General features: G+C 69.4%; 2 protein-coding genes. Both read left to right on the top strand.

The genetic code is table 11. The features are described 5' to 3' along the window. Positions 1–5: 5 nt before the first annotated feature. Positions 6–23,096 (top strand): non-ribosomal peptide synthetase, encoded by a 23,091-nt coding sequence (locus A176_RS11400; RefSeq protein WP_049872272.1) that lies wholly within the window; start codon positions 6–8, stop codon positions 23,094–23,096. A 4-nt stretch (positions 23,097–23,100) separates the two neighbouring features. Continuing rightward, positions 23,101–24,468: an MFS transporter gene (locus tag A176_RS11395; protein WP_002640893.1), complete on the top strand. Its 1,368-nt coding sequence runs from the start codon at positions 23,101–23,103 to the stop codon at positions 24,466–24,468. Positions 24,469–24,623 lie beyond the last annotated feature (155 nt).

Raw genomic sequence — 24,623 nt, 5'->3', positions numbered from 1 at the left:
TCTCCATGCGCGACATCTCGAAGGAACTTGGCAAGCTGTCCCCCAAGCAGCGGGAGCTCTTCGAAGCCCTGCTGCGACAGCGGCAGAAGCAGCAGGAGGCCCAGGCGGCACCGGGCATCCCGCGGCGTCAAGGCAGCGGCCCGGTGGCCGCGTCCTTCTCCCAGCAACGCCTGTGGGTCCTCAATCAGCTCGAGGGCGGCAGCTCGTCCACCTACAACATCCCGGTGGCGGTGCGGCTGGATGGCGCGCTGGACCTGCGCGCGATGGAGCAGGGCCTGGCGGACCTGGTCCGCCGACACGAGGCGCTGCGCACCACGTTCCAACAAGGCGATGACGACCTGCCCTTCCAGGTGGTCCATCCCGAAGGCACGGTGGCGCTGCCCGTCATCGACCTCACGGGCGTGCCCGAGGCCACGCGCGAAGCGGAGGCCCGGCGCGTCGCCGCGGAAGAGGCGCGCCGTCCCTTCTCCCTGGAGCAGGGGCCGCTGTTCCGGACGACCGTGCTGCGCCTGTCGCCCGAGCGGCACGTGCTGCTCCTGTCCATGCACCACATCATCTCCGACGGCTGGTCCACCGCCGTGCTGGCCCAGGAGATGGCCGTGCTCTATTCGGCCCACGCCACCCGGCGCGAGCCCGTGCTGCCTCCCCTGCCCGTGCAGTACGCCGACTATTCCGTCTGGCAGCGGGACTGGATGCAGGGGCCGGTGCTGAAGAAGCAGCTCGACTACTGGCGCGGCCATTTGTCGGGCGCGGCGCCCACGCTGGCGCTGCCCACCGACCGTCCCCGCCCCGCCGCGCAGACCTTCCGGGGCAGCGCGGTCCGCGTGGAGCTGGGCAACCCCCTCACGCAAGCCATCATCGCGCTGGGGCAGCGGCATGGCGCCACGCCCTTCATGGTGCTGCTGGCCGCGTGGCAACTCTTGCTGTCGCGCTACTCCGGCCAGGACGACATCAGCGTCGGCTCGCCCATCGCGGGACGCCGTGGCACCGAGCTGGAAGGTCTCATCGGCTTCTTCGTGAACACCCTGGTCCTGCGCACCCAGGTGTCTCCTGCGCAGACCTTCCCCGAGCTGCTGGCGAACGTGAAGCGCACGACGCTGGCCGCCTACGAGCACCAGGACGTCCCCTTCGAGCGGCTGGTGGAGGAGCTGCGCCCGGAGCGCAGCCTCAGCCACTCACCGCTCTTCCAGGTGATGTTCGTGCTGCAGAACACGCCGGGCACCGAGCAGCGCCTGCCGGGCCTGGGCCTGGAAGTCCTGCGCCCGGAAATCACCGCCACCAAGTTCGACCTCACCCTGGCCCTGGCCGAGTCGCCCAACGGGTTCAGCGGGATTCTCACCTACAGCACCGACCTGTTCGACGTGTCGACCGTGGAGCACATGGTCGGTCATTTCCGGGTGCTGCTGGAGGCGCTCGTCGCGGACGTGGCGCTGCCCATCGCACAGCTCCCGCTGCTCACGCCCACGGAGCGCCAGCGGCTGCTCGTGAGCTGGAACGACACCGCCGCCCCCTTCCCCGAGGACCGCGGCGCGCACCAGCTCATCGAAGCGCAGGCCCGGAACGCACCGGACGCGCTCGCCGTCATCGCTGGGGACACGCGCCTCACCCGGAGCCAGCTCGACGCGAGGGCGAACGCGCTCGCGCATCACCTGCGCTCGCTGGGCGTGGGACCGGAGTCTCGCGTCGGCCTGTGCGTGGAGCGCTCGGAAGACCTCGTGGTGGGCATGCTCGCCATCCACAAGGCCGGGGGTGCGTTCGTCACCCTCGACCCGACGTATCCCTCGGATCGACTGGCGTTCATGGTGCGGGACGCCGCCATCGAGGTGGTGCTGACCCTGAGCACCCTGCCGGAGTCACTGCTCCCCGCCGGCCCCGTTCGCGTGCTCTTGGATGCAGAGAGCGCACGCATCGCCGCGAACCCGTCGGACGCGCCGCCCGTCACGGCCGTGGAGCCCGCGCAGCTCGCGTACATCATCTACACGTCGGGAAGCACCGGCCGTCCCAAGGGCACGCTGCTGAGCCATCGCGGTCTGGTGAACACCGCCGTGGCCGCCGCGCACGCGCACGGCTACCACCCCCAGGGCCGCGTTCTTCAGTTCGCGTCCCCCGGCTTCGACGCCGCCGTGTGCGAGGTGTTCGCCACGCTCGTCGCGGGAGCCACGCTGGTCATGGCGCCGCGGGAGCGGCTGCTGCCCGACGCACCGCTGCGTGCGTTGCTGGACGAGCATCGCATCACCGCCGTCACCCTGACGCCGTCGGTGCTCGCACGGCTGGAGCCGCGGGGCCTGTCGTCGCTGGAGACGCTCATCTGCGCGGGCGAGGCACTGACGCCGGAGCTGGTCCAGGCCTGGGCTGGCCGCGTCCGTCTGCTCAATGCGTACGGCCCCACCGAGGTCACCGTCTGCGCCTCCATCACCCGTGAGCCGCTGGCGGCGAACGGCACGCGCGCGCCGGACATGGGCAAGCCGTGGCCCAACACGCGGCTGTACGTGCTCAATGGCGCCATGGAGCTGGTGCCCGCGGGCGTCGCGGGCGAGCTGTTCATCAGCGGCGTGGGTCTGGCGCGTGGGTACCTGGGCCGCGCGGACCTCTCCGCGGAGAAGTTCGTTCCCGACCCGTTCGGCGGCACGCCGGGTGGGCGGCTGTATCGCACGGGCGACAACGTGCGTTGGAGCGCGGACGGCTCGCTGGAGTTCCTGGGCCGACTGGACGCGCAGGTGAAGCTGCGAGGCTTCCGCGTGGAGCTGGGCGAGGTGGAGTCCGCCCTCGTCGCTCACGCAGGAGCCCGGCAGGCCGCGGCGATGGTCCGGAAGGACGCGTCCGGTGACTCACGGTTGGTGGCCTACGTGGTGCCGCAGGGGGATGCGGCCCTGGATGCGGCGTCGTTGCGCGCGCGCCTCGCCGAGGTGCTCCCCGATTACATGGTCCCCGCCGCGTTCGTCTCCCTGCCCGCGCTGCCGCTCACCGCGCACGGCAAGCTGGACGTCCGCGCGCTCCCCATTCCCGGCGCGGAGTCCCTCGCCCGCGCCGCGGCGCGCGCACCGGAGACCGAGACCGAGAAGCGGGTCGCCGCGCTCTGGACCGAGCTGCTCGGCGTCGAGTCCATCACCGCGGCCGATGATTTCTTCGCGCTGGGTGGGCACTCGCTGCTGGCCACGCAAGTCGTCTCCCGGCTCCGTCGCGAGCTGGGCGTCGAGCTGCCCCTGCGCGCCCTCTTCGAATCGCCGACGCTCGCCGCGTTGGCTTCACGCATCGACGGGGGCACGCGTCCCAACGCGTCCGCGCCGCCGCTCGTGCCCGCTTCACGCGAGGGACACCTGCCGCTCTCCTTCGCCCAGCAGCGTCTCTGGTTCATCGACCAGTTGGAGCCCGGCAGCGCTGCCTACAACATTCCCACCGCTGTCCTCCTGGAAGGCGACCTCCAGCCCGAGCTGCTCCAGCAAGCGTTGGAGGCACTCACCCTCCGGCACGAATCCCTCCGCACGACGTTCGCCGCGCAAGGTGAGGACGCCTTCCAGCGCATTCTCGCGCGCCTGGAGGTTCCGCTTCCGCGGGTCGACCTGAGCGGAATGCAGGAAGCCGAGCAGGACGCGGAGACCCGCCGCCTCGTCTCCGAGGAGGCCCAGCGCCCCTTCAACCTCGCGGACGGCCCACTCCTGCGCGCGCGACTGTTCCGCCTCGCCCCCGCGCGACACGTGCTCGTGCTCACCCTCCACCACATCGTCTCCGACGGTTGGTCCATGGGTGTGCTCATTCGTGAGTTGGGCTCGCTCTACCTGTCGCTGACGCAGGGCACGCCTTCGTCACTGGCCCCACTGCCGGTGCAGTACGCCGACTTCGCGGCGTGGCAGCGCGGCTGGCTCCAGGGCGCGGTCCTCCAGGCCCAGCTCGACTTCTGGCGCAATCAGCTCACGGGCGCTCCGCCCGTTCTCGAGCTGCCCACTGACAGGCCCCGTCCCGCCGTCCAGACGTACCGTGGAGCGGCGCTGCCTTTCAGCATTCCCTCCACACTGACGGCTCGCATCAACACGCTCGCCCAGCGCCACGGCGCCACGCCGTTCATGGTGCTGCTGGCGGCATGGCAGCTTTTGCTGTCTCGCTATTCGGGACAGGACGACGTCAGCGTGGGCTCCCCCATCGCCGGCCGCACGCGCACCGAGCTCGAAGGCCTCATCGGCTTCTTCGTCAACACGCTCGTCCTGCGCGCGCGCATCGACTCCGGTGCGTCCTTCGTTCAGCTCCTCGGGCAGGTGAAGCAGACGACCCTGGGCGCCTATGAGCACCAGGACGTCCCCTTCGAGAAGCTCGTCGAGGAGCTGCGTCCGCAGCGCAGCCTCAGCCATACGCCTCTCTTCCAGGTGATGTTCTCCCTCCAGAACACGCCTCAAGAGGCCCTCGACCTGCCGCGACTGGCGCTCCGTCCCTTCGCGCTCGACAGCGGAGTCGCCAAGTTCGACCTGTCGCTCTCACTGACCGAGGGCAACGGTGCGCTCGAAGGCGTCTTGGATTACAGCTCGGACCTGTTCGACGCCGCGACCGTCCAGCGGATGGCCGTACACTTCCACGCGCTGCTCGAAACCATCGTCGAGCACCCCGAGCGGGCTGTCTCTTCGCTCTCCTTCCTGTCCGGCACCGAGCGGCAGCAACTCCTCTCCGCCTGGAACGACACCCACCAGCCGTTCCCCTGGGAAGGCGGCCTCCACGAGCGCTTCGAGGCGCAGGCCGCTCGCACGCCCGACGCGCTCGCCGTCCTCTCCGACGAAGCCTCCTTCTCCTTCAGCGCTCTCAACCAGCGCGCCAATCAGTGGGCCGGCCTCCTTCGTCACCGGGGCGTTCGTCCCGAGGTCCACGTCGCCCTCTGCTTCGAGCGTTCCGCCGAAATGCTCGTCGCCCTCCTCGCCGTCCTCAAGGCTGGCGGCTCCTACGTCCCGCTCGACCCGGCCTACCCCGCTCAGCGCATCGGCTTCATGCTCCAGGACGCGCAGCCCCTGCTCGTCCTCTCTCAGCCGCACCTCGTTGAGTCGCTCTCCGCTCACGGCCTCGACGTCCTCTGCCTCGACGACGCCGCTGCCGCCGACTTCCCCGCCACCAATCCGCCTCCTCTCGCCTCCGCCGACCACCCGGCCTACGTCATCTACACGTCGGGTAGCACCGGCAAGCCCAAGGGCGTCGAAGTCACCCACGCCTCTGTCATGAACCTGCGCGCGGCCCTCGCGCGTACGGTGTACGCAGACGTCACGTCTCCGCTTCGCGTTTCGCTCAACGCGCCGCTTGCCTTTGACGCCTCCGTCCAGCAGCTCGTGCAGCTCACCGACGGACACACCCTCTGCGTCATCCCCAAGGAGGTGCGCGAAGACGTGCGCCTGATGGTGGCGTGGCTGGAGCGTCACCGGGTGGAGGTCCTGGACTGCTCGCCGTCCCACCTGCGGCTCATGCTCGACGAAGGGCTCGGTGCGCAGCCCCTGCGCGTCCTCGTGGGGGGTGAAGCCATCGACGAAGCCCTCTGGGCGCGGCTGTCCGCACACCCGAACCTCCAGGCCTTCAACGTCTACGGCCCCACCGAGTGCACCGTCGACTCGACGGCCAAGACGGTCCGTGGCGCGGAGCCCCGTCCCTCACTGGGCGGTCCGTTGGCGAACGCGCGCTTCTACGTCCTCGACGCGCAGCTTCAGCCTGTGCCCACGGGTGTCCCGGGCGAGCTCTTCATCGGTGGCGCCGGCCTCGCGCGTGGCTACCTCCGCCGCCCCGACCTCACCGCCGAGCGCTTCATCCCGGACGGCTTCAGCGCTTCGCCGGGTGCGCGCCTCTACCGCACCGGAGACCGCGTCCGCTGGCTCGCCAACGGAGAACTCGAGTACCTCGGCCGCATCGACTTCCAGGTCAAGCTGCGCGGCTTCCGCATCGAGCTGGGTGAAATCGAAGCCGCGCTCACCGAGCACGCCGACGTGCGCGAGTCCGCGGTCATCGTCCGCAAGGACGGCGCGGCCCCTCAACTCGTGGGCTATGTCGTTCCCACCGCGGGCCAGGCCCTGGAAGTGGCCACGCTGCGAACCTTCCTGAAGGAGCGGCTGCCTGAGTACATGGTGCCCTCCGCGCTCATGGTGCTGGAGGCGCTCCCGCTCAACACGAACGGGAAGCTGGACCGGAACGCGCTGCCCGCGCCGCACGAGGCCGGGACGCGCACGCACGTGCCGCCGCGAGAGGGTACGGAGCAGACGTTGGCCGGGCTCTTCGAGGACCTGCTCGGGGTGAAGCCCGTTGGCGCGAATGACGACTTCTTCGAGCTCGGCGGCCACTCGTTGCTGGCCACCCAGCTCGTCTCACGCATCCGCTCGACGTTCCGCGTCGAGCTCCCGCTCCGCGCATTGTTCGAGCAGCGGACGGTGTCCTCGCTGGCCGCGAAGCTGGACGCGACGCCGGGCCAGAGCGCCCTTCCTCCGCTGAAGCCGGCCCCCGCCGGACAGCCCCTGCCCCAGTCCAGCGCGCAGCGCCGACTGTGGTACGTCGACCGGCTGGCTCCGGGAAGCGCCGCGTACAACATCCCCGCGGCGGTTCGCATCGACGGAGCGCTGGACCCTGCCGGCATGGAGCAGGCACTCCGCGCCGTGGTGAGCCGCCAGGCCGCCCTGCGCACGACGTTCCGGAATCACGAGGAACTCCCCGTCCAGGTCCTCCATCCCAACGTCAGCTTCACGCTGGCGGTGGAGGACCTGATTTCATTGCCGGAGTCCGCACGCGAGGCGCAGGCGCGCACGCTGGCGAACGAAGAGGCCCACCGGCCCTTCGACCTGGAGCGCGGCCCGCTCTTCCGGGCCCGCCTCCTGCGGCTCGCCCCCGAGCACCACGTGCTGCTCGTCACGATGCACCACATCATCTCGGATGGTTGGTCCATCGGCGTGTTGGTCCGTGAGGTCGCCGCCTTCTACGAGGCCGGCCTTCGCGGCGGCGCCCCCAGCCTGCCGGAACTGCCCGTGCAGTACGCGGACTTCGCCCGGTGGCAGCACGACTGGATGCAGGGGCCCGTCCTGGAGGCGGAGCTCGACTACTGGCGGGAGCAGCTCACGGGGGCCCCGTCGGCGCTGGAGCTTCCAACGGACAGACCTCGCCCGGCGGTGCAAGCCAATCGCGGCGCGGGCCTCCCCGTCCAGCTCCCGCTCTCCGTGGCCCAGGGCATCCAGGAGCTGGCCCGGCGCACCGGCACCACGCCCTTCGTGGTGATGCTGGCCGCCTGGCAGCTCCTGCTGTCGCGCTACTCGGGACAGGAGGATGTGTCCGTGGGCTCGCCCGTGGCGGGACGCAACCGCTCGGAGCTGGAAGACCTCATTGGCTTCTTCGTCAACACGGTCATCCTCCGTGCGCGGCTGTCGCCACAGCTCACGGTGAGTGAGCTGCTCTCCCAGGTGAAGCAGGCCACGCTGGGCGCCACCGAGCACCAGGACGTCCCCTTCGAGAAGCTGGTGGAGGTGCTGAAGCCACCGCGCGACACGAGCCGCTCGCCGCTGTTCCAGGTGACGTTCACCCTGCAGAACACGCCCCCCGTTCGCCTCGAGCTGCCGGGCCTGTCGCTCCGCGTGCTGGACGTGGACATCGAGACCGCCAAGTTCGACATGAGCCTCGTGCTCGGCGAAGGGCCGGACGGGGTGAGCGGCGTGCTCAACTACGACACCGACCTCTTCGACCGCGCCACCGTCGCGCGGATGATGGAGCACTACCGCGTGCTCCTGGAGGCGTTCGTCTCGAACGAGCACGCGCGTCTTTCCGACCTGAGCCCGCTCCCCGTCTCCGAGCGTCAGCAGGTCCTCCTGGACTGGAACGCCACGTCCGCCGACTACCCGAGGGACATGCCGATCCACGTCCGCTTCGCGGAGCAGGCGGCGCGGACTCCGGATGCGGTGGCGCTCATCTTCGGTGATGAGCAATTGACGTACGGTGAGCTGAATCAGCGGTCCAACCAGCTCGCGCATCACCTGCGCGCCTACGGTGTGGACGCTGGCACGCGTGTGGGCCTGTGCCTGGAACGCTCATTCGAACTGGTGGTGGGTCTGCTGGGCATCCTCAAGGCGGGCGGCGCCTACGTGCCGATCAACCGAGGCTATCCGGCCGAGCGCATCTCGTTCTTCCTCCAGGAGGCCGGCATCAGCGTGATCGTCACACTGGAGGAGCTGGCGGACGAGCTGCCCGCGGGTGGCTCCCTGTTCGTCTGCCTGGACGCGGATGAAGCCATGCTCGCGCGGCAGCCCGCGGACGCTCCGCCGCCCGCGAAGGTGGGCGGCGACGACCTGGCCTACGTCATGTTCACGTCCGGAAGCACGGGCGTGCCCAAGGGCGTGTGCGTGCCGCACCGGGGCGTGGTGCGTCTGGTGTGCGCCAACCCGTTCATCCAGTTCGGCCCCGATGAGGTGTTCCTCCAGCTCGCGCCGGTGGCCTTCGACGCATCCACGCTGGAAATCTGGGGCGCCTTGCTCCACGGCGCACGGCTGGTGCTCGCGCCTCCCGGAACGCCCGCGCTGAATGAGCTGGGCGCCCTGCTGGAGGCGCACGGCGTCACCACGCTGTGGCTGACGGCGGCCCTCTTCGAGCAGGCCGTCCTCCACATGGGCGCCTCGCTGGCGACGGTGCGGCAGGTGCTCGCGGGTGGCGACGTGTTGCCCATGCAGCGCGTGCTCCAGCACCTGTCCCGCGTGCCTTCCAACGCCGTGCTCGTCAACGGCTACGGCCCCACGGAGAACACCACCTTCTCCGCGACGTACACGCTGCGCCCTGGCATGTCGCTGGGGTCCTCCGTTCCCATCGGCCGACCGCTGGGCCACTCCACCACGTACGTGCTGGACACCTTCCTGCAGCCCGCTCCCGTGGGTGTTCCGGGTGAACTGTTCGTCGGTGGCGACGGCCTCGCCTGGGGCTACTTGAACCGGCCGGACCTCACCGCGGAGAAGTTCGTTCCGCACCCGTTCAGCAGCGCTCCCGGCGCGCGCCTCTACCGCACGGGAGACCGTGCACGCTGGCTCGCGGACGGCACGCTGGAGTTCCTGGGCCGGACCGACTTCCAGGTGAAGGTGCGCGGCTTCCGCATCGAGCTGGGCGAAATCGAAGCGCAGCTCCAGCGCGCCCCCGGCGTGCAGGAGGCCGTGGTGGCGGTGCGCGAGGACGTACCCGGTGACAAGCGGCTCGTCGCGTACCTCGTGGGCATGGATGGCCCGGAGTCCGTGCAGCCGCGCGCGCTGCATGACTTCCTGGCCCAGCGGCTGCCGGACTACATGGTTCCGGCGGTCTTCGTGCCCATGGAGGCCTTGCCGCTCAACGCCAACGGGAAGGTGGACCGCAAGGCCCTCCCCCCGCCGGAGGCCGAGGCTCGCGAAGAAGGGCTCCCGTTCGAAGCGCCGCGCACGCCCGCCGAAGTGGCGCTCGCCAGGGTCTGGTGCGAGGTCTTGGGCGTGAAGCAGGTGGGCATCGATGACAGCTACTTCGACCTGGGTGGCGACTCGATGCGCAGCATCCAGGTGGTCGCGAAGCTGCGGGAGCTGGGGCTGGAGCTGCCGATGATGGCGCTCCTTCAGCACCCCACCATCCGCGAGCTGTCGTCCGAGCTGAAGTCCACGGCCCATGTGAAGCCCGCCGTGGAGTCCTCGCCGTTCAGCCTCCTCACCGAGGAGGACCGGCAGCGCATGCCCGAGGGTGTCGAGGACGCCTACCCGCTGACGTACCTCCAGTCCGGCATGCTCTTCGAGAGCACGCTGCACGTGGGCACGGGCATCTACCACGACATGTTCAGCCTCCACCTGGAGCTGGCGCTGGACGAGACGCGGATTCGCCAGGCGCTCCAGGAGGTGATGAACCGTCACTCCATCCTCCGGACGTCGTTCGACCTGGAGGGCTACAGCGAGCCCATCCAGTTCGTGCACCGGCAGGTGGAGCCCTCTCTGCGCTTCGAGGACCTGCGCCACCTCTCCAGGGCGGAGCAGGACGTGTTCCTGCGCGACTGGGCGGAGACGTACCGCCGGCAGAACTTCGACTGGACCCGGGCTCCGCTGCTGCACACCACCGTGCACCGGCGCAGCGACACCACGCTCCAGCTCACGTTCCTGTTCCACCACGCCATCCTGGACGGCTGGAGCGCGACGTCTGTCTTCACCGAGCTGCTCGGCCGATACCTGGAGCTGCTCGCCGGCGGTGACTCGCCCGCGGCGCCCCCGCTGGCCGTCACCTACCGCCAGTTCGTCGCGCTGGAGAGGGAATCGCTGTCCTCGGGACGCGATGAGCAGTTCTGGCTGGAGCGCATGAGCGAGGTCGAACCGCCTACCGCGCGGCCGCCCAGCCAGAGCGGCCAGCCCGACATGATGCACCGCCACAAGGTCAGTGTGTCCATTGACCTTCAGGAGCGCTTGCAGCGCGTGGCGCAGGAGCTGGGTGTCTCGCTCAAGAGCGTGCTGCTGGCCACGCACCTGCGGGTGTCCAGCTTCGTGGACGGAAGCAACTCGGTCGTCACCGGCCTCGTCAGCAACGGCCGTCCCGAGGTCGCGGACGGCGAGCGCATGATTGGCTTGTTCCTCAACAGCGTGCCCTTCCCGCTCATGCTCACGGGTGGCACCTGGCGGGAGCTGATTCGCGAGGTCGCCAAGCGGGAGCGCGAGCTGCTACCGCACCGCCGCTACCCCATGGCGCGGCTGAAGAAGAAGCTCGGCGGCCAGCCCCTGTTCCAGACGCTCTTCAACTTCGTCCACTTCCACGTCATGGGCGACATGATGGAGCGCGAAGGCATCCGGGTCATCGAAGAGGTCGATGCCGCGGCCTGGATGGAGCTCCCGCTCGACGTCTCGTTCTCCCTGGACCCCGCCACGTCGGCGCTCGACTTCGCCGTGTCCAGCACGGGCGCGACGCGCGATGCCTCGTGGGTGAAGACCGTCAGCCAGTACTACCTGCGCGCGCTGGAGACGCTCGCGACGACGCCCGATGCGCGTCATGACCAGGTCACGTTGCTGTCGACGGAGGAGCAGCAGCGCATCCTTCGCGACTGGAATGCCACCGGACAGCAGCTCCCCTGGGAAGGCGGCCTCCACGAGCGCTTCGAGGCTCAGGCCGCTCGCACGCCCGACGCGCTCGCCGTCCTCTCCGACGAAGCCTCCTTCTCCTTCAGCGCTCTCAACCAGCGCGCCAATCAGTGGGCCGGCCTCCTTCGTCACCGGGGCGTTCGTCCCGAGGTCCACGTCGCCCTCTGCTTCGAGCGTTCCGCCGAAATGCTCGTCGCCCTCCTCGCCGTCCTCAAGGCTGGCGGCTCCTACGTCCCGCTCGACCCGGCCTACCCCGCTCAGCGCATCGGCTTCATGCTCCAGGACGCGCAGCCCCTGCTCGTCCTCTCTCAGCCGCACCTCGTTGAGTCTCTCTCCGCTCACGGCCTCGACGTCCTCTGCCTCGATGACGCCGCTGCCGCTGACTTCCCCGCCACCAATCCGCCTCCTCTCGCCTCCGCCGACCACCCGGCCTACGTCATCTACACGTCGGGTAGCACCGGCAGGCCCAAGGGCGTCGAAGTCACCCACGCCTCCGTCATGAACCTGCGCGCGGCCCTCGCGCGTACGGTGTACGCGGGCGTCACATCGTCTCTTCGCGTCTCTCTCAACGCGCCACTCTCCTTCGACGCCTCCGTCCAGCAGCTCGTGCAGCTCACCGACGGGCACACCCTCTGCGTCATCCCCAAGGAAGTGCGCGAAGACGTGCGCCTGATGGTGGCGTGGCTGGAGCGAAACCAGCTCGACGTCCTCGACTGCTCGCCGTCCCACCTGCGGCTCCTGCTCGATGAAGGGCTGGGCTCCAGGGCGTTGCGCGTCCTCTCGGGTGGTGAGGCCATCGACGAAGCCCTCTGGGCGCGTCTCGCCTCGCATCCGCACATCCAGGCCTTCAATGTCTACGGCCCCACCGAGTGCACCGTCGACTCCACCGCCAAGGCCATCCGTGGCGCGGGGCCTCAGCCCTCGCTGGGTGGCCCGTTGGCCAACGCGCGCTTCTACGTCCTCGACTCGCACCTCCAGCCTGTTCCCGCGGGCGTTCCGGGCGAGCTCTTCATCGGCGGCGCCGGCCTCGCGCGCGGCTACCTCCGCCGCCCCGACCTCACCGCCGAGCGCTTCATCCCCGACGCCTTCGGTGATTCGCCGGGGGCACGCCTCTACCGCACGGGGGACCGCGTCCGCTGGTTGGACAACGGAGAGCTCGAGTACCTCGGCCGCATCGACTTCCAGGTCAAGGTCCGTGGCTACCGCATCGAGCTGGGTGAAATCGAAGCCGCGCTTCGGGCTCACCCCGACGTCGACACCGCTGTCGTCCTCGTCCACGCGTTCTCGGAGAGCGACAAGCGCCTCGTCGCCTACGTCGTCCCCGCTTCGGCGGCCACCCTCGACACGGAGTCCCTCCGCGTCTCCCTGCGCGAGCGCCTGCCTGAGTTCATGGTGCCCGCCCTCTTCGTGCCGCTTGCCGCGATTCCCCTCACGACCAACGGCAAGGTCGACCGGAAGGCGCTCCCGTCCCCCATCGCCTCTCAGCTTTCGGACGCGCGCGTCTTCGAGGCACCGCAGACGAAGACCGAGGAGTTGATCGCCTCGCTCTGGGCGCAGCTCCTCCGCGTCGACAAGGTGGGCAGGGCCGACGACTTCTTCTCACTGGGTGGGCACTCGCTGCTGGCCACCCAGGTCGTCTCCCGGCTCCGCCGTGAGATGGGCATCGAGTTGCCCCTGCGCGCGCTGTTCGAGGCGCCGACGCTCGCCTCGCTGGCCTCTCGTATCGACGCGGGCTCGCGGCCCAGCGCGTCCGCGCCACCGCTCCAGCCCGCTTCACGCGACGGCGACCTGCCGCTCTCCTTCGCGCAGCAGCGTCTCTGGTTCATCGACCAGTTGGAGCCCGGCAGCGCGACCTACAACATCCCCACCGCCGTCCTTCTGGAAGGCGACCTCCAGCCCGAGCTGCTCCAGCAGGCCCTGGAGGCACTCACCCTCCGGCATGAGTCCCTGCGCACCACGTTCGCCGCGCAAGGTGAGGACGCCATCCAGCGCATCCTCCCGCGCCTGGAGGTTCCGCTTCCCCTGGTTGACCTCAGCGGGTTGAACCAAGCCGAGCAGGACGCGGAGACGCGCCGCCGGGTCGCCGAGGAGGCCCAGCGCCCCTTCAACCTCGCGGAGGGTCCTCTCCTCCGAGCACGCCTCTTCCGCCTCGCGGACGCCCGGCACGTCCTCGTGCTCACCCTCCACCACATCGTCTCTGACGGGTGGTCCATGGGTGTGCTCATCCGTGAGCTCGGTGCGCTCTATCTGTCATTGGCGAAGGGCCTGCCTTCACCTCTCGCGCCGCTGCCGGTGCAGTACGCGGACTTCGCGGCGTGGCAGCGCGGCTGGCTCCAGGGCCCCGTCCTCCAGGCCCAGCTCGACTTCTGGCGCAATCAACTCACGGGCGCTCCGCCCATCCTGGAGCTGCCCACCGACAGGCCGCGTCCTCCCGTCCAGACGTATCGCGGCGACTCCCTGCCGTTCACCATCCCCCAGGCGCTGGCGGCCCGCATCAACGCGCTCGCCCAGAGCCACGGCACCACGCCCTTCATGGTGCTGCTGGCGGCGTGGCAGCTCCTCCTGTCTCGCTACTCCGGACAGGATGACATCAGCGTCGGCTCACCCATCGCAGGCCGCACTCGCGCGGAGCTCGAAAGCCTCATCGGATTCTTCGTCAACACGCTCGTCCTGCGGGCTCGCATCGACGCGAATGCGTCCTTCGTGCAGCTTCTCACCCAGGTGAAGCAGACGACGCTGGGCGCCTATGAGCACCAGGACGTCCCCTTCGAGAAGCTCGTCGAGGAGCTGCGCCCTCAGCGCAGCCTCAGCCACTCGCCCCTCTTCCAGGTCATGTTCTCTCTGCAGAACACGCCTCAAGAGGCGCTTGATCTGGTGGGTCTCTCCGTCCGGCCTCTCGAACTCGACAGCCCGGTGGCCAAGTTCGACTTGAGCCTCGCGTTGGCCGCGTCCAACGGCGGATACAACGGCACGCTCAACTACAACTCGGACCTGTTCGACGCGGCGACCATTCAGCGCATGGCCGGGCACCTGGGTGTCCTGCTCGAAGGCATTGCCGCCGATGCGACCCAGCCCGTGTGGAAGCTCCCGCTGGTCCCCAGCACGGAGCGTCAGCAACTGCTGACGGAGTGGAATGACCTGCGCACCCCGCTGCGCCGTGGGCTCATCCACCAGCGCGTCTCCGAGCAGGCCGCTCGCACGCCCGAGGCCACCGCCCTCGTCGTCGGCACCGCGCGCCACTCCTACCGGGAGTTGGAGGCTCGCTCCAACCGGCTCGCCCACCTGCTGAAGTCCTTCGGCGTGGGGCCCGATGTCCGCGTCGCTGTCTGCATGAAGCGCTCGGCCGAGCTGGTCGTCTCCCTCCTCGCCATTCTCAAGGCGGGCGGCGCCTACGTCCCCCTCGACCCCAATTACCCCCGTCAGCGGATTGAGTCGACGCTCTCCAGCGCCGAGCCTCGCCTCCTGCTCTCGCACCAGGCTCTGCCCTCGTCCCTGCAGCTCGACTTCCCGGCCGCCAGCACCGTCTTCCTCGACGCGCTGCCGCCTCACTTCGCCTCGCTGCCCACCGACGCGCCGGCTTCCGCCGTCGGCGACGACAACCTCGCCTACCTCATCTACACCTCGGGCAGCACCGGCAAGCCCAAGGGCGTCTCCATCTCCCACGCCAGCGCCACCTCCTTCCTCGACTGGGCCACGCGCACCTTCTCTCCGGCCCAGCTCGCGGGGACGCTCGCTTCCACCTCCGTCTGCTTCGACCTCTCCGTCTTCGAGCTCTTCGCCCCGCTCAGTTGCGGTGGCTGCGTCCTGCTCGCCGACGACGCGCTGGCCCTCGCCACGCTGCCCGCCGCGCGCGAAGTAACGCTCCTCAACACCGTGCCCTCCGCCATCGCGGAGCTGCTCCGCCTCGGGGCCATTCCCGCCTCCGTGCGCACCATCAACCTCGCGGGCGAGCCTCTCCCGGGCACTCTCGCGCGCGCCCTCTACGCCTCCACCTCCGTCCAGGACGTCTTCAACCTCTACGGCCCCACCGAGGACACCACCTACTCCACCTTCACCCGGGTCCCCGCCGACGTCGTCGAGCCCACCATCGGCGCTCCTCTTCCTCAGTCCAGCGCCTACGTCCTCACCCCTCAGCTCCAACTCCAGCCTGTTGGCGCTCCGGGCGAGCTCTATCTCGCGGGTGCTGGCCTCGCTCGCGGCTACCTCGGTCAGCCGGACCTCACCGCCGAGCGCTTCGTCCCGGACCCGTTCGCCAACGTCCCCGGCAGCCGCATGTACCGCACGGGCGACCGGGTCCGCTGGTTGCCCAACGGTGAGCTCGAGTACCTCGGCCGCATCGACTTCCAGGTGAAGTTGCGCGGCTTCCGCATCGAGCTGGGCGAAATCGAGTCCGCGCTCCGGGCGCACCCCGACGTCGACTCCGCCGTTGTCCTCGTCCACGCCTTCTCGGACAGCGACAAGCGCCTCGTCGCGTACGTCGTTCCCTCCGCGGCTCTGGACACCGACGCGCTCCGACTCTTCCTCCGTGAGCGGCTCCCTGAGTTCATGGTGCCCGCCCTCTTCGTGCCGCTCGCCGCCCTGCCTCTGACACCCAACGGCAAGGTCGACCGGAAGGCGCTCCCGGCGCCCATCGCCTCGCAGCTTTCGGACTCGCGTTCCTTCGAGGCGCCTCGGACGAAGACGGAAGAGCTGATTGCCTCGCTTTGGGCGCAGCTCCTCCGCGTCGACAAGGTGAGCAGGACGGACGACTTCTTCTCGCTGGGTGGGCACTCCCTGCTCGCCACGCAGGTCGTCTCGCGCCTCCGCCGTGAGCTGGGCATCGAGTTGCCCCTGCGTACGCTCTTCGAGGCGCCGACCCTCGCATTGCTCGCCGCTCGCATCGACTCCGGCTCACGTCCCAGCGCATCCGCGCCGCCGCTCGTGCCCTCTTCACGCGACGGTGACCTGCCCCTCTCCTTCGCCCAGCAGCGCCTCTGGTTCATCGACCAGCTCGAACCCGGCAGCGCCGCCTACAACATCCCCACCGCCGTCCTTCTGGAAGGCGACCTCCAGCCCGAGTTGCTCCAGCAAGCGTTGGAGGCACTCACCCTCCGGCACGAATCCCTCCGGACCACGTTCCCCGCTCAAGCAGGCGATGCGGCGCAACACATCCTTCCGACGATCGATGTCCCGCTCCCGCAGGTCGATCTGAGTCACCTGCCTGAGACAGAGCAAGATTCGGAGACGCGTCGTCGGGTCTCCGAGGAAGCCCAGCGCCCCTTCAACCTCGCGGACGGCCCGCTCCTGCGCGCGCGACTGTTCCACCTCGCCCCCGCGCGGCACGTGCTCGTGCTCACCCTCCACCACATCGTCTCCGACGGTTGGTCCATGGGTGTGCTCATCCGGGAGTTGAGCGCGCTCTACATCGCACTGGCTCGGGGCACGCAGTCGCCGCTGTCGCCGCTGCCCATTCAGTACGCCGACTTCGCGGCGTGGCAGCGCGGCTGGCTTCAGGGGGCGGCCCTCCAGGCCCAGCTCGACTTCTGGCGCAATCAGCTCGCGAGCGCTCCGCCCATCCTGGAGCTGCCCACGGACAGGCCTCGGCCCGCTGTCCAGACGTATCGCGGCGCCACGCTTTCCTTCACCATTCCGCAGACACTCGCCACACGCGTCAACGCATTGGCTCAAAGCCACGGCGCCACGCCGTTCATGGTGCTGCTCGCCTCCTGGCAACTCCTGCTGTCTCGCTACTCGGGACAGGACGACATCAGCGTCGGATCGCCCATTGCCGGCCGCACGCGGACTGAAGTCGAAAGCCTCATTGGCTTCTTCGTCAACACGCTCGTCTTGCGCGCACGCATCGACGCGGGTGATTCGTTCGCGCAGCTCCTCGGGCAGGTGAAGCAGACAACCCTGGGCGCCTACGAGCACCAGGACGTCCCCTTCGAGAAGCTCGTCGAGGAACTGCGCCCGCAGCGCAGCCTGAGCCACTCGCCCCTCTTCCAGGTGATGTTCTCTCTGCAGAACACGCCTCAAGAGGCCATCGACCTCTCGGGACTCACCGTCCGGTCACTCTCGTTCGACAGTCCGGTCGCCAAGTTCGACCTGAGTCTGGTGATGACCGAGGTGAACGGAGCCCTCGAAGGTGTCCTGGACTACAGCTCGGACCTGTTCGACGCCTCGACAGTCCAGCGGATGGCCGCGCACTTCCACTCGCTGCTCGAAACCATTGTCGAGCACCCCGAGCAGGCCGTCTCTTCTCTCTCGTTCCTCTCGAGCATCGAGCGCCAGCGACTGCTGACGGAGTGGAACGACCTGCGCACCCCGCTGCGCCGTGGGCTCATCCACCAGCGCGTCTCGGAGCAGGCCACTCTCACGCCCGACGCCACCGCCCTCGTCGTCGGCACCGAGCGCGTCTCCTACCGAGAGCTGGAGGCTCGCTCCAACCGCCTCGCTCACCTGCTGAAGTCTCTCGGTGTGGGGCCCGATGTCCGCGTCGCTGTCTGCATGAAGCGCTCGGCCGAGCTGGTCGTCTCCCTCCTCGCCATTCTCAAGGCGGGCGGCGCCTACGTCCCCCTCGACCCCAATTACCCCCGTCAGCGGATTGAGTCGACGCTCTCCAGCGCCGAGCCTCGCCTCCTGCTCTCGCACCAGGCTCTGCCCGCGTCCCTGCAGCTCGACTTCCCGGCCACCAGCACCGTCTTCCTCGACGCGCTGCCGGCTCACTTCGCCTCGCTGCCCACCGACGCGCCGGCTTCCACCGTCGGCGACGACAACCTCGCCTACCTCATCTACACCTCGGGCAGCACCGGCAAGCCCAAGGGCGTCTCCATCTCCCACGCCAGTGCCACCTCCTTCCTCGACTGGGCTACGCGCACCTTCTCTCCGGCCCAGCTCGCGGGGACGCTCGCTTCCACCTCCGTCTGCTTCGACCTCTCCGTCTTCGAGCTCTTCGCGCCGCTCAGTTGCGGTGGCTGCGTCCTGCTCGCCGACGACGCGCTGGCCCTTGCCACGCTCCCCGCCGCGCAGGAGGTGACGCTCCTCAACACCGTGCCCTCCGCCATCGCGGAGTTGCTCCGCCTCGGGGCCATTCCCGCCTCCGTGCGCACCATCAACCTCGCGGGTGAACCTCTCCCGGGCACCCTCGCGCGCGCCCTCTACGCCTCCACCTCCGTCCAGGACGTCTTCAACCTCTACGGCCCCACCGAGGACACCACCTACTCCACCTTCACCCGGGTCCCCGCCGACGTCGTCGAGCCCTCCATCGGCGCTCCTCTTCCTCAGTCCAGCGCCTACGTCCTCACCCCTCAGCTCCAACTCCAGCCTGTCGGCGCTCCGGGCGAGCTCTACCTCGCCGGCGCTGGCCTCGCTCGCGGCTACCTCGGTCAGCCGGACCTCACCGCCGAGCGCTTCGTGCCCGACCCGTTCGCCAACGTCCCCGGCAGCCGCATGTACCGCACGGGCGACCGGGTCCGCTGGTTGCCCAACGGTGAGCTCGAGTACCTCGGCCGCATCGACTTCCAGGTGAAGCTGCGCGGCTTCCGCATCGAGCTGGGTGAAATCGAGTCCGCGCTCCGGGCGCACCCCGGCGTCGACTCCGCCGTCGTTCTCGTCCACGCCTTCTCGGAAAGCGACAAGCGCCTCGTCGCGTACGTCGTCGCGTCACCCTCCGTCGATACAGAGGCTCTCCGCCACTTCGTGCGCGAGCGGTTGCCGGACTTCATGGTGCCCGCCCTCTTCGTGCCGCTCGCCGCCCTGCCTCTGACACCCAACGGCAAGGTTGACCGGAAGGCGCTCCCCGCGCCCATCGCCTCGCAGCTCTCCGACTCGCGCGCCTTCGAGGCTCCGCAAACGCCGACAGAGGAACGCATCGCCTCGCTCTGGGCGCAGCTCCTCCGCGTCGACAAGGTGAGCAGGACGGACGACTTCTTCTCGCTGGGTGGGCACTCCCTGCTCGCCACGCAGGTCGTCTCACGCCTTCGCCGGGACCTGGGCATCGAGCTGCCCCTGCGCGCGCTCTTCGAGGCACCGACGATCGCCGCATTGGCTGCTCGCATCGACGCGGGCACACGCCCCAGCGCAGCCGCACCGCCGCTCGTGCCCGCTGCACGCGACGGAAACCTCCCGCTCTCGTTCGCCCAGCAACGCCTCTGGTTCATCGATCAGCTCGAGCCCGGCAGCGCCGCCTACAACATCCCCACCGCGGTCCTTCTCGAGGGCGCTCTGCAGCCAGCGCTCCTCCAGCAGGCACTGGAAGCGCTCACCTTCCGGCATGAGTCTCTTCGCACCACCTTCGCGGCGCAGGGTGCGGACTCCGTCCAGCGCATCCTTCCGCACCTCGAGGTCCCGCTTCCCCTCGTCGACCTCAGCGGACTGAAGCCAGCCGAGCAGGACGCGGAGTCGCGTCGCCAGGTCTCCGAAGAGGCCCAGCGTCCGTTCAACCTGTCCGAAGGTCCGCTGCTGCGTGCTCGCCTCTTCCGACTCGATTCCGAGCGGCACGTGCTCGTCCTCACCCTCCACCACATCGTCTCCGACGGGTGGTCCATGGGCGTGCTCATCCGTGAGCTCGGTGCGCTCTACCTCTCACTGGCGCAGGGCACGCCGTCGCCGCTCTCGCCGCTGCCCATTCAGTACGCGGACTTCGCGGCGTGGCAGCGCGGCTGGCTCCACGGCCCCGTCCTCCAGGCCCAGCTCGACTTCTGGCGCGACCAGCTCACGGGCGCACCGCCTGTCCTCGAGCTGCCCACCGACAGGCCGCGTCCCGCCGTTCAGACGTACCGCGGCGACTCCCTGCCCTTCGCCATTCCTCCGGCGCTCGCGGCCGGTATCAATGCACTGGCACACACGCACGGCGCCACGCCCTTCATGGTGCTGCTCGCCTCCTGGCAGCTTCTGCTGTCTCGCTACTCGGGTCAGGATGACGTCAGCGTCGGATCGCCCATCGCAGGCCGGACCCGCTCCGAGCTCGAAGGCCTCATCGGCTTCTTCGTCAACACGCTCGTCCTGCGCGCGCGCATCGACTCTGGTGCGTCCTTCGTCCAGCTCCTCGCCCAGGTGAAGCAGACGACCCTGGGCGCCTACGAGCACCAGGACGTCCCCTTCGAGAAGCTCGTCGAGGAGCTGCGCCCTCAGCGCAGCCTCAGCCACTCGCCCCTATTCCAGATGATGTTCTCTCTGCAGAACACGCCTCAAGAGGCGCTCGACCTGACGGGCCTCACTGTCCGGCCCCTCTCGTTTGACAGCCCGCTCGCCAAGTTCGACCTGACGCTCACGCTCGCTGAGACCAACGGCGGCTACGGCGGCACGCTCAACTACAACTCGGACCTGTTTGATGGCGCGACGGCTCAGCGCATGGCCGCGCACTTCCACGCGCTCATCGAGGCGGTGGTCGCTCACCCCGAGAGCAGCGTCTCTTCGCTCTCCATCCTCGCGGGCTCGGAGCGCCAGCAACTGCTCTCGACGTGGAACGACACCCACCAGTCGTTCTCCTGGGACGGGTGCCTCCACGAGCGCTTCGAGGCCCAGGCCGCTCGCACGCCTGACGCGCTCGCCGTCCTCTCCGATGAGGCGTCTCTCTCCTTCAGCGCGCTCAATCAGCGCGCCAACCAGTGGGCGGGGCTCCTGCGTCAGCGGGGTGTCCGTCCCGAAGTCCGCGTCGCGCTCTGCTTCGAGCGCTCCGCCGACATGCTCGTCGCCCTCCTCGCCATCCTCAAGGCGGGCGGCGCATACCTCCCGCTCGACCCCACCTACCCGGCGCAGCGCATCGGCTTCATGCTCCAGGACGCGCAGCCCCTGCTCGTCCTCACGCAGCCTCACCTCGCGGATTCACTCGCGCCTCACGGCGTCGACGTCCTCTGCCTCGACGAGGCCTCCGCCGCGGCCTTCCCCGCGAACAACCCGTCGCCGCTCGCCTCCGCGGCCCACCCCGCCTACGTCATCTACACCTCCGGCAGCACGGGCAGGCCCAAGGGCGTGGAGGTCACGCACGGCTCCGTCATGAACCTGCGCGCCGCCCTCGCGCGTACCGTCTACGACGGTGTCACCTCGCCGCTGCGCGTCTCACTCAACGCGCCGCTCTCCTTCGACGCCTCCGTGCAGCAGCTCGTCCAGCTCTCCGACGGACACACCCTGTGCGTCGTTCCGCAAGCGGCCCGCGAGGACGCCTCGTTGCTCGTCGCGTGGGTCGAGAAGCATCACCTCGACGTCCTGGACTGCGCGCCCTCGCACCTGCGCATGTTGTTCGACGCGGGTCTGGGCACGCGCGACCTGCGCGTCCTCGTCGGTGGCGAAGCCATTGACGACGCGCTGTGGGCACGGCTGTCCACGCATCCGCGCCTCCAGGCCTTCAACGTCTACGGCCCCACCGAGTGCACCGTCGACTCCACCGCCAGGGCCATCCGTGGCGCAGGACCGCGCCCCACGCTGGGCGGCCCACTGGCCAACGTGCGGTTCTACGTCCTCGATGCGCAGCTTCAGCCCGTCCCCACCGGGATCCCGGGTGAGCTCTTCATCGGCGGCGCCGGCCTCGCGCGCGGCTACCTCCGCCGTCCCGACCTCAGCGCCGAGCGCTTCATCCCCGACGCCTTCACCGACACGCCGGGGGCTCGCCTCTACCGCACCGGAGACCGCGTCCGCTGGCTCTCCAACGGCGAGCTCGAGTACCTCGGCCGCATCGACTTCCAGGTCAAGCTGCGCGGCTTCCGCATCGAACTGGGTGAAATCGAGTCCGCGATCCAGGCCCATCCCAACGTCGAGGGGGCCCTGGTCACCCCGCATGTCTTCTCCGCTGGAGACACGCGGCTCGTCGCCTACGTCGTCCCGAGCGCGAACGTCACACTGGAGCCGGAAGCCCTCCGCGCACACCTGCGCCAACAGCTCCCTGCCTTCATGGTGCCCTCGACGTTCATCACGCTGGGTGCCTTCCCGCTGACGCCGAACGGCAAGGTCGACCGCAAGGCGCTCCCCGCCCCGGAAGCCGGCACCGCGTCGCGCTCGCAGGTCGCGCCGCGCGATGTCGCGGAGCTGGAGCTGGCACGCCTCTTCGAAGAGGTCCTCGGCCTCCCGTCCGTCGGCGCGCGCGATGACTTCTTCCAACTGGGAGGCCACTCGTTCCTCGCCGTCCGTCTCGTCGCGCAGATTCGCGAGCGGTTGGGCCGAGACCTCCCCATCGCCGCGCTCTTCCAGGCGCCGACGGTGGAGGAGCTGGCCACGCTGCTGCGGCAGGAGCCCAGGCGCTGGTCGCCGCTGGTGCCGCTGCAACCCGAAGGCACTGGGACGCCGTTCTTCTGCGTTCACCCCGTGGGCGGCAACGTCTTCGCCTACGTCGAGCTGGCCCGCCGGCTGGGGCGGCAGCAGCCCGTCTACGGCCTGCAGGCCCAGGGGCTCGACGGCGGACAGCCGCCGCGCAAGTCCCTCTCGGAGATGGCCCAGGCCTACGTCGAGGCCATCCGCACCGTCCAACCGCACGGCCCGTACCGGCTCGGCGGTTGGTCGCTCGGCGCGGTCGTCGCGCATGAGATGGCGCGGCTGCTACACGCGCAGGGCGAATCCGTGGACGTGCTGGCGCTCATCGAGCCCAGCCCGACGGCCCTTGCCCAGGGCGCCGTCGCGGGAGAGGACGACTCCGCCGCCACGCTCTTCGCGCTCGACCTGGCCCGGACCTCGGGCGTGGACGTGTCCGACGCGGGCGCAGTGAGCACGCTGCCTCCCGACGCCCAACTGGAAGCCCTGCTTCAGAAGGGGCGCGAGTCAGGCGTCTTCGTCCCCGAGGTCGGCCTGGAACAACTCCGCACGCTCCAGCGCGTGTTCGTCGCCAATCATCAAGCGCTGCGGCAGCACACGCTCCAGCCGTACTCCGGTGCCCTCACCGTGTTCCGCGGCACCGAGAGCGAGGCGACAGGGCCCATGTCGTCCGACCGTGGCTGGGGTACATTCGCCGCGAAGGTGGACGTCGTGGATGTTCCCGGCGACCACTACAGCCTCCTGCGCGCCCCCGCGTTGGACGCGCTCGTGAAGGCCCTGTCCTCCTTGTTCAACTCCCGTGACACGCAGCCGGCTGAGGCGCCCTGACCGCATGACTTCCACGAGCAGGCGCGCCGTCACCAACCCCATCCACGTCTTCGGCGTCATCTGGCTGGGTCAGCTCATCTCCTCCTTGGGGACGGGGCTGACGCAGTTCTCGGTGGGCGTCTTCGTCTACCAGAACAGCGATTCCGTCACGGAGTACTCGCTGGCGTCCTTCTTCGGGTTCCTCCCGATGATGTTGCTCGCGCCCATCGCGGGCTCGCTGGTGGACCGGAGGAACCGCCAGCGGGTGATGCTGCTGGCGGACCTGGGCGCCATCACCACCGTCCTGTTGATGTGGGGGATGGTCAGCGCGGACCGCGCGGGGTTGTGGAGCCTGCAAAGCTGGCACTTCTACCTGCCCCTCGCGATGGGCTCCGCATGCAGCACCTTCCACACGTTGGCCTTCTCCACCTCGACGGCCTTGCTGATTCCCAAGCAGCACCTGGGCCGGGCCAACGGAATGATTGAGCTGGCCATTGGCGCGGGACAATTGCTGAGCCCCGCGCTTGCGGGCGTGCTCGTGGTGACCATCGGGCTCCAGGGCGTGCTGCTCATCAACGTGTCGACGTACCTTTGTGCGCTCGGCGCGCTGTTGTCCGTTCTCATTCCGCAGCCCCCGCGGGATGAGAGCACGCAACGCAGCCGACCTTCTCTCAAGGAGGACGTCGTCCTGGGCTGGAGGTTCATCCGGGAGCGTCCGGGGTTGCTCGGGCTGCTGGCCTTCAGCTCGGCGGTCAACCTGTTCACGGTGCTGGTCACGGTGCTGATTACCCCCCTGGTGTTGAGCTTCGCCTCGCCCACCACCCTGGGCTGGGTGGTGACCTGCGCGGGCTGCGGCATCCTGTTGGGCGGCATCACGATGGGCGTCTGGGGCGGGCCGAAGCGGCGCGTCGTGGGCCTGCTGGGCGCGCAGTTGGTCGCGGGCGTGGCGCTGTGGGCCGCGGCGATGCCCGCCAGCGTGTACCTCTTCGCGGGCGCCGCGTTCCTCTTCATGTTCACCAGTCCGGTGGGCAATGGCAGCTCGCAGGCCATCTGGCAGACCAAGGTGCCTCCGGCCATCCAGGGCCGCGTCTTCGCCACGCGTCGGCTGCTGGCGCTGGCCGCCCCCCCGCTCGCCGCGCTGCTCGCGGGCCCCCTGGCCGACAAGGTCTTCGACCCGTGGATGGCCCACGATGGGCTCCTCGCCGGAAGCCTGGGGCAGGTCCTGGGTACCGGCCCGGGCCGAGGCATCGCGTTGCTCTACGTCGTCCTGGGCTTCCTGCTGGTGCTCAGCGTTCTGACAGCCTGGCTCTCTCCACGCGTCCGCGCCGTGGAGGACGAACTTCCGGATGCGCTGGCACCCCGGACACCTCCGCTGGAGGGCCAACACGTCTGACGTGACAGCCAAGTCCAGTCCTCAACGATTGGGCTTTGGCCAATTTGTCAGCTTTTCCAGACTTTACTGATTGTCCTACAGTCCTTGCGGCTCCGGCGTCCGGAGCCGAGGCCTCCGCGACCACCCCGCGCGGAGCGCCCGCACCCTCTTGCGCA

This window comes from Myxococcus hansupus (assembly GCF_000280925.3).
GTDB lineage: Bacteria > Myxococcota > Myxococcia > Myxococcales > Myxococcaceae > Myxococcus > Myxococcus hansupus.
This window is presented reverse-complemented; position numbering and strand designations above follow the sequence as displayed.